General features: G+C 39.0%; 3 protein-coding genes. All 3 read left to right on the top strand.

The features are described from left to right. The first annotated feature begins 141 nt into the window (after positions 1–141). The 3 genes from EDM52_RS08485 to EDM52_RS08475 are packed head-to-tail and all read left to right on the top strand — an operon-like array spanning position 142 to position 7756. A complete protein-coding gene (locus EDM52_RS08485; RefSeq protein WP_183184916.1) occupies positions 142–1959 on the top strand; it encodes a hypothetical protein in 1818 nt (605 codons plus the stop codon). Positions 1960–1979: 20 nt separating this feature from the next. Beyond that, entirely contained in the window at positions 1980–7439 is a 5460-nt protein-coding gene (locus EDM52_RS08480) for an RHS repeat domain-containing protein (protein ID WP_245996713.1), read from the top strand. A 23-nt stretch (positions 7440–7462) separates the two neighbouring features. Beyond that, a complete protein-coding gene (locus EDM52_RS08475; protein ID WP_122908576.1) occupies positions 7463–7756 on the top strand; it encodes a magnesium and cobalt transport protein CorA in 294 nt (97 codons plus the stop codon). Positions 7757–8221: the final 465 nt, after the last annotated feature.

The raw sequence follows: 8221 nt of genomic DNA, 5'->3' as shown, positions 1-8221 counted from the left end.
TTCTAACAATGATTATACGAGCTTCTAACAATGATTATACGAGGAGGTATATAAATGTATACATACGTTTATTAAACGGAAGAGAATAGATTGATTATAATTTTGAGGTGAAAGTATATGTGGAGTAAACTTCTGACTCTCATGATGGCAATATCAATCGTTTCTTTTGTTTCTGTTCCTGTTGTGTCTGCTATGGACGAGCAGGCTTCTACTTATGAAACATACGAAATTGATAAAGAGATCCTGGGAATGCAAAAAACGATGAAATTCTTTCAAGAACTATCCAGTAAAAAAGGGAACCATCAATTGGCAAATCAAATTGCAGATTTGTCATCCTCAAATTTTGAGAAAGTAAAACAACTTCATGCGAACGAGAACGTTAAAGCTACTGATCAAAATTTAAAAGAGTTCCGAGATGCATACGAGCAGCAAATAGCCTCTTATCGGGAAAAACTGCTTCCCTCTTTAAATACCTCTACTCCTTTACTGAATAAGTCATCATTAGTAGCGAAAAGTTCCACTTGGGACCCATTTGAACCGAATGATGATTACACCACCAGTTATCCAATCACGAGTGGAAATCTCTATGTATCCAAGTTATCTAGCAGTTCCGATGTGGATTATTATCGCTTTGATTCAGGCTCAATGGTGGGATCTCTAACAGTCACCCTGAATATTCCCTCAGACAAAGACTATGATCTGATCGTTATTGAAGGAACGAGTAATATAGTAGGTTATGGTATGAACAGTCAACTTGGTTTAACAGAAACAGTTGATTTTCAAGTTCAACCGAATACGACTTATTACATCATGGTGATGAGTATGGATGGTCAATTCAGTACAACATCCACGTATTCATTGGGACTCAGCAAAGTTGTAGCAGAATTGAAAGTAACAACACCAATTGATATTAGTCTTCCATCAGGAGAAATACCTGCATATCGCTTTACAGCACCTGTAAGTGGGAACTATCGATTTTTTACTGGCCCTTATGGTGGATTTGGCTCTCAAAATGATACAGTGATCTTCCTATTTGCGGACGAACAGTTAAAAAGTTTAATCGACATTAATGATGACAAAGTAGAAGGTTCCCTATATTCCGAGATCAACATTGAGCTTACAAAAGGGGTCACCTATTTTGTTTACGTAACAAATTACGATGAAGAGCAACATGTTCATACAAGGTTGACTGCTGTATTTGATGCTAAAGCAGATGTTTCTACTACAACCATCCATGAATCAAATGGAAATAATGGTTCGATTCTAGAAGAGCAAGTAGTTAATTTGGATCAGGGTGAGTTTACTTCAGACCTGGCTGATGGGGTAGTGGTTAACAACCTACCTGCAGGACTCACGACAGAAGTGACGCGTAATAGTAATACGCAATTTACCATTCGTTTTAAGGGTAGCGCTTATTCCCATGAAAGCAAGCACAGTGTTTCAGATGCGTCAGTAACAATCGCAAAGGAAAAGATCCTAGGAGCAGGAATGGATGTGAATACTTCTGCCTTTGTGATCCAATTTGTGGATACTGAGCAAATTTCAGTTAATACATCGAAAGAAGTGAACATCGATGGTGGTCAACAAAAGATTCTAAAATTTACACCTACAATGTCAGGGTCCTTTGAAGTGTATCTTACCGAATATGAAGGCAATGTTAATCATCCTATTCTTTCTATTTTTGAAGATTATAATCAGACACGTTTGATTGCTTCGAATGACAAGCAAACATCTAGCCCTCAAGTAATCGGTTCACTTTCAGCTGGAGAGGACTATTACGTAGTTATTGCAGGAGAAAATGGAGAAAACGTTCATGCTCGGATAGGTGTACGTTACTTAGGCATGGAGTACATCTATAACGAAAAAGGACAACTTACCCTTATTAAGCAGGGTGATAAAGTATTAACAGAATTTTATTATGACGGAAACGGTAACCTGATTCGAAAGGTGAACAGGTAGTAACTGGAGGAAAGATGAAGATGAATTCGAGGGTTATGAAAAGCAAGGTAATTAGCTTGCTAATCATTGGGTCGTTAATTCTGCCAAATGTCACTCATGCAGAATCCACTGTTGGTTCAGCGCCTACAAATACAGACCAGAGTGGTATTAGTAGTAAACTTGATACTCGGGATTGGATAGAGTCATATAAAGAATCCATAGAAAAAGTAAGTAATCAAAAAGAAATAAAACCAGAAGACATTCCTTCTTTTACAAGAGATGAATTACAGGCAATAGATTGGTATCCTTTTGAGGTTGATAGTGTTTGGAAAATCTACAACTCTTTCGACCGTAGTACCCTTAAAGTAGCTGCTTATTTTTACCCAACCTTCGATCGATTCCTTTCACACGATGAGCAGGTTGAGAAGTATGAATGGACCGATCAAGCCGTACAGAATATGCTTAAAAATCTATCGGCAGATCAATTGACTCAGTTGAGAGAGTATATACCCTTTATCTTGGATTATTACAATGCGGGAAAAAAAGAACCCCAAAAACTACCTAGTTCGTCTCTATCAACCAGTGTACCAGACGCCATGTACGACTCAGATGGTTTAACGTACAACTACAAGCGACCAAACACGGATAGTCCGGTTGACGATTTGTATAAGACAGCAAACATAAAAGAGAGCGATTTGCATTTAGATGGGAAACATGGGATGGATGTGACTATTGAAAGAAGATATTCGTCACTAAATTCTAATACGAATGATATCTATTACAGTTCAGGCGGAACCAATAAAAGGACGTCTTTTTCAAACTATCAAGACGAATACTTCATGCCGCATGGATGGAAATTAAATCTTCCCAAGTTTGAAGAGATTGATAAAACCAATGTGCGTTGTTCTTATAGAGAAGAACGACTTGATTATTACTGTTCTAACAAGAACGAAGGAAAGAGATATGTTTTCACGTTAGATGACGGCTCAGTACTAGAATCCTCGACGACAACCGGGACTTGGGTCAATACTCCTTATGAGGGAGCGAAAATGCAAGGATATGGACAGGGTTCAATGGAAAATGGAATCAAAGATATAGTTACGCTTTATGTAAATGGCTTTATCTATGAGTTCCAAATCGAAAATAGTGGCGGTGAAGATGTAAGAGATACGCATGTCATCACAAAGAAAAACGTCTATGGAGATCAGATTACTTATCGAATACCAGAAGATCATAGTAAAAATATTCAAATTATAGATACTGTAGGTCGCCTCATTGAGTTGAAAAAGAATACCTCTAATGTCGTAACGCATGTTTATGTTTATGAGAATAATGCTAAGACAAAACTACTTAAGCATACTGAATACGCTTGGAATACAACTTCAAATACAGACAGAATCATTGAGCATGCAGTAAATGGGACTGAAAGCAAAATCATTGCTGAGTACAATTATCATGATTCGAGTTTGTACGGCAAAGCAGAGTTTAATTTAAAGCCTATCTATTATCTTCCGTCAACAAACAAAGAGATTCCTTTAGATTATAACGGAATAGAGACTTCGACTTACACCAATGACGACCTGACTAAACGCGGAACCTATTATTACAAATTGTTAAAGCAAGTGAAGTACCCAGTGGAAGGCCTGTCCATGACGTATTCCTATAGTCCCTATAATTCAGAAGAACCGGATTTTCTGAAACGAGGAGTTGTAAGACTCTATCATGATGATGAGAAACTGACCTATTCCAGTTATCATCCCGTGACATCTGTCAACTTCCGGTTCGCAAAGACATCTCATCCCGACGATAGTAGCTCAGGAACATATTCCCATACCGTGTACTATCCACAAAAAACGCAAGAAATCTGGACGACTCAGAAAGATACATCGGTCCGTTTAAAAAACCAGTCTGCTCGTGATGGGGCAAAGATTGTTACGAATACCATCCAAACCAGTCTGCCTAACTTCGAAAAAACCTTTGTCGTAAACGAAGATAAGAACTTTTTACTACAATCGGAAAAGAAATATATCGGAAATGGGAGTATGGAAGACTCCATTTTAGGAGAATTATCGGTATCGGAAAACGGAACTGATTATCTGTATACACCCGTTTCATATACGAGTTATATGTACCTGGGACGAGGGACAAAGCCACAATACACATTTACTTTTTTAGGACAACCTGACTCTATTACACAAGATAAAGACGTTTATCAATTCTTATTAGAGCCAGATCCTAATCGCTTGTCAAAGGTAAAGTCCCGTTTATCCAAATATGCCCTATTTGCGCAATATACGTACAACAATTACGGGGACATAATCAAAGAAGTAGATCCAAAAGGCAATGTGACGAAAAAGCAATATCTTGTGACTGGAACGTATTTACGGTTGCCAACCGAAGTGGAAGTAACTGCAGCAAGCAATCCAAATTATTTCCACAAAGAAATTTATACGTATAATCCAGAGAGATTATTGATCAATGAGACTATTCTTGATTCGTACCCAGACGGCAGAACAACGAAATTGGATCAAATGGATCGATCGTATACGTATAAGGATAAGTTGCTCACTTCCTTCACCGAAACGACCACAGGTCAGGATGCCAAATCATTCACGCAAAGTATTCACTCGTATGATAGCCTCGGTTTATACCCAGAAGCTATAGATATGAGTGTGGAAACACAACCTGGTGTACAAACTGACTTGTTTCATTACTTTGGATATGATGGGCTGGGGCGACTGAATGCAAGGGTATATCCAGATCAAAGTTATGTTACGTATGAATACGATTTGCTCGGACGCATGACAAGTGAACAATTTACAAATCAAGACCAAACCAGAACCACTTCGTATGCGTACGATGATTCGACACGCAAAGTAACCGTAACACTACCGGATGGTTCCAAATCTTTTACTCACTTTACGCCGTATGGTGACGTTGAATACAAAGGGCAGATAGATGTTAATGGAAAAATTCGTCCCTTGCTTTATAACACTTACGCTTTGAATGGGAATCACCTATCAACCAGTGAACCCTTTGCCATTAAGGACCGAGCGATAAACTATCATTACAATGAAGATGGATCTTTACTTTTAAAAGACGATCCTATTGGTGATACAGTTTTCTTGAAGGCTAACAGTATGCGTGATGGTGACCGATATGTTGCAGCCGATACAATTCTTACAATAAATCCGAATGGACTGCATAGCACACAATATTATGACCAATACGGACAATTGGCGAAAGAAAGTAGTAAAACAGAAGACAGAACACAAGAACTGGTTACTTCTTACGAACGAGATGAATTTGGCCAAGTAATGGGTAAGAAGCAGATCGACCAACGGGGAGAAGAACGTGCTTGGGAGTTCCGATATACCACCAATGGAAATCTGGTTTATCTTCTAGATCCGGAAAAAAACAGCTATTACTATGAATATGATGCCTATGGAAATTTAGCTACAGTAACAGAAAACAGCACCTTAACAACGAAAAATCACTACAATGCCTTGTCCTGGAAAATCAGCGAACAAGATGTGCCTTCAGGTGCAAAGGAGTCGTACATTTATAATGTAAACGGAAAACCAGCCTCTTTTATCGATAAAGCTGGAAATCGACTTGAATATACGTATACGCCATTCTATGATCTGTCCAGCTTAATAACCAAGAATGCATCGGGGACTATCAAAAACAAAGAAACAACGGAGTATTTCCCTCATACATCGTTGGTCAAGAGGGAAACAAACAGTAATGGTGCGAATGTCGATCCTTCGAGCAATAACTTCAGAGAGATTAGCTACAATTATGATTCACACAACCGCCTGACTGGAATAAGAACTTTCGGTCGAGATTACGTTTTGGGATACTCTGATCGCGATGATGTGATCGACGAGTTGACTTATCCAGATGGCATGAAGGTAACGTATAGCTATGATGCCGGTGAAAGACTGCAAGAAGTTCGAAGCCCAATGACAGGAGTTATTCGTTACGATTATCGCATCGATAATAAAGGAGATAGCTACCACGTTGAATATCCAAATGGGCGAACCACGGATAAGGTCTATGACTCGTTTGGACAAGCAACGAAAATGACCCAATCATTGAATGGAGCACCGATTTGGAAAGAGTCTAATCAGTATGCATTTGGAAATATTATCAACATTCAACGAAACGATACTTCCTATCAATTCGATTACGATAAGACTGACCGTTTAACCCGAGAAAGTCAATCTGATCAAACCAATCTGTACTCTTATGATCAACGAGGTAACAGATCTGCATTTGAAGGAGAGACAAAGTCAGCCACTGGATCGGTTGCTTATACGTTCGATGAGCGAAATCGTCTGCGAGGCATTACAAATGAACAGACAGCGGATTCTGAAACATACACATATTATGGGGATGGTCTGCGTGCGACAAAAGCAGGAAACGATTCAGAAACCAAATATGTGTACGTGAATGGGAAGGTTATCGAAGAACTAGATGGTTCAGGAAATGTAAAAGCTCGAAACATCTGGGGAAATGAATTATTGTTCCGTGAAGACTTCGCGGCGAACAAAAGTGGGTATTATGGGTACAACAGTCATGGGGATGTTATCGTCATCTCTGATGAAAATGGACACGAAATCAATACGTATGATTACGATGCTTGGGGAAATATTGTATCTGAGACTGAGGGTATGGAAAATCCGTTTAAGTACAGCGGAGAAATATACGATGAGAAAACGGGACTTTATTACTTACGGGCGCGATACTATGATCCGAGTGTTGGGCGATTTATCTCGGAGGATACGTATAAGGGGCAAGTGGATAATCCGTTGAGTTTGAATCGGTATACGTATGTGCACAATAATCCATTAAGGTTTATTGACCCAACAGGTCATTGGAATCAAGCTATTGGGGCTAACTGGGTTATCAATGAAGCTAAGAATAAATGGGCACTAGCACAAACGGTAGGGGAGAAAAGGCACTGGGAAAATTATGCTAATGATATAAGAGCAAAAATGACTAAAGCAGGCTACTCCAAGTCAGATATTATGCAATCCTCGGAAGCTATGATTACAGATTCACAAGTGATGAATATGGCAAGAGAATCTGCCCCTGGATTGGCTTTTGTAGCTGATTTCTCTAATGCTCTTTGGGATTATCCAGGTGAAGCCGCCGCAGTAAAAGGTGCGTTTATCGTAGGAAGTATATTTAATAAGGGGAAAGGTTTCAGTAGGCTAGATGAAGGATTAAACTTTGCCAGTACAGCGGCAACACACATGGATGAAGCAGGCAGATTTATACCTGTTCAAATCCAACAGTCCGTAATTAAATATGGCAAAGGTCTACCTGACCCTAGAGGTTCAAATGCAACCATGTATTATGATGTGATGTACAAAAATAATAAAAAGTATAATGTTGAGGTATTGTATGATGCCGAAACGAATACCGTATTCCATTTCAAGTACACGGATAGAGAGATTCGGAACGGCAGTATTGTCTTCCCTGCTACTAAGTAATCTAAATAAACGAGGTGGGAAAAATGGGTGAACGTACTCCTAGAGAACGATTGTATTGGTTAATTAGTCTTTTTGTTGCGAATCAAATTGAGACAGATAAATTTTGCAATGAATTTCATATCACTTTTGACCATGATGCTGACCACAATGAGTTTTCGTCATTGGAAAATAAGGAATTTGGCGAGTTAGCTGAAATTGCCGCAAGATTTTCCCCGTTTGAAGAAGACCTTAAGTTGTACCCAAATGTTTACTGCGATGAAAAAGACATTGTGGACAAGATAAATCAAATTGTTCAAGCCTTAAAAATTTTAGAATGAACTATCGCTACCCCAAACGAGTAATTAACGCTCGTCTGGGGTTTTTTATTTTATTTTGTCGCCCTCGAAAGAGGGGGTGGGTGCCGAATGAACCTTTTTATCTTAATGACGAGAACATAACCCTTGTAATGCCCGTACATAGTTTCCGTGAAATGAGATGTACGCACATAAAAAGGTACAAAAAGTTACCCTATTTCCTCTATTTTCTCCACTAGCTTTACCCCCATTATTCCCAGTTACCACCGTATTTTCTAATAAAAACCTTACCTTCGCTTTCTCCCGTTTTTCTCAAAATTCCGGTTTAACCCCTCAAAATTTGAGTCTTTCTCCCTTATTCTCGCATTTTCATATGATTCTTCTCTTCTTCAACCACCTGTGAGTGTAGGAAGGGAAAAATCTAGCGTCAAGGAGTACACTTGACCCCAGACTTTTCCCTTCCTGCTTGACCGCTAGGTTGAAGAAAGG

The organism is Brevibacillus invocatus (assembly GCF_003710915.1).
Classification (GTDB): Bacteria; Bacillota; Bacilli; order Brevibacillales; family Brevibacillaceae; genus Brevibacillus; species Brevibacillus invocatus.
This window is presented reverse-complemented; position numbering and strand designations above follow the sequence as displayed.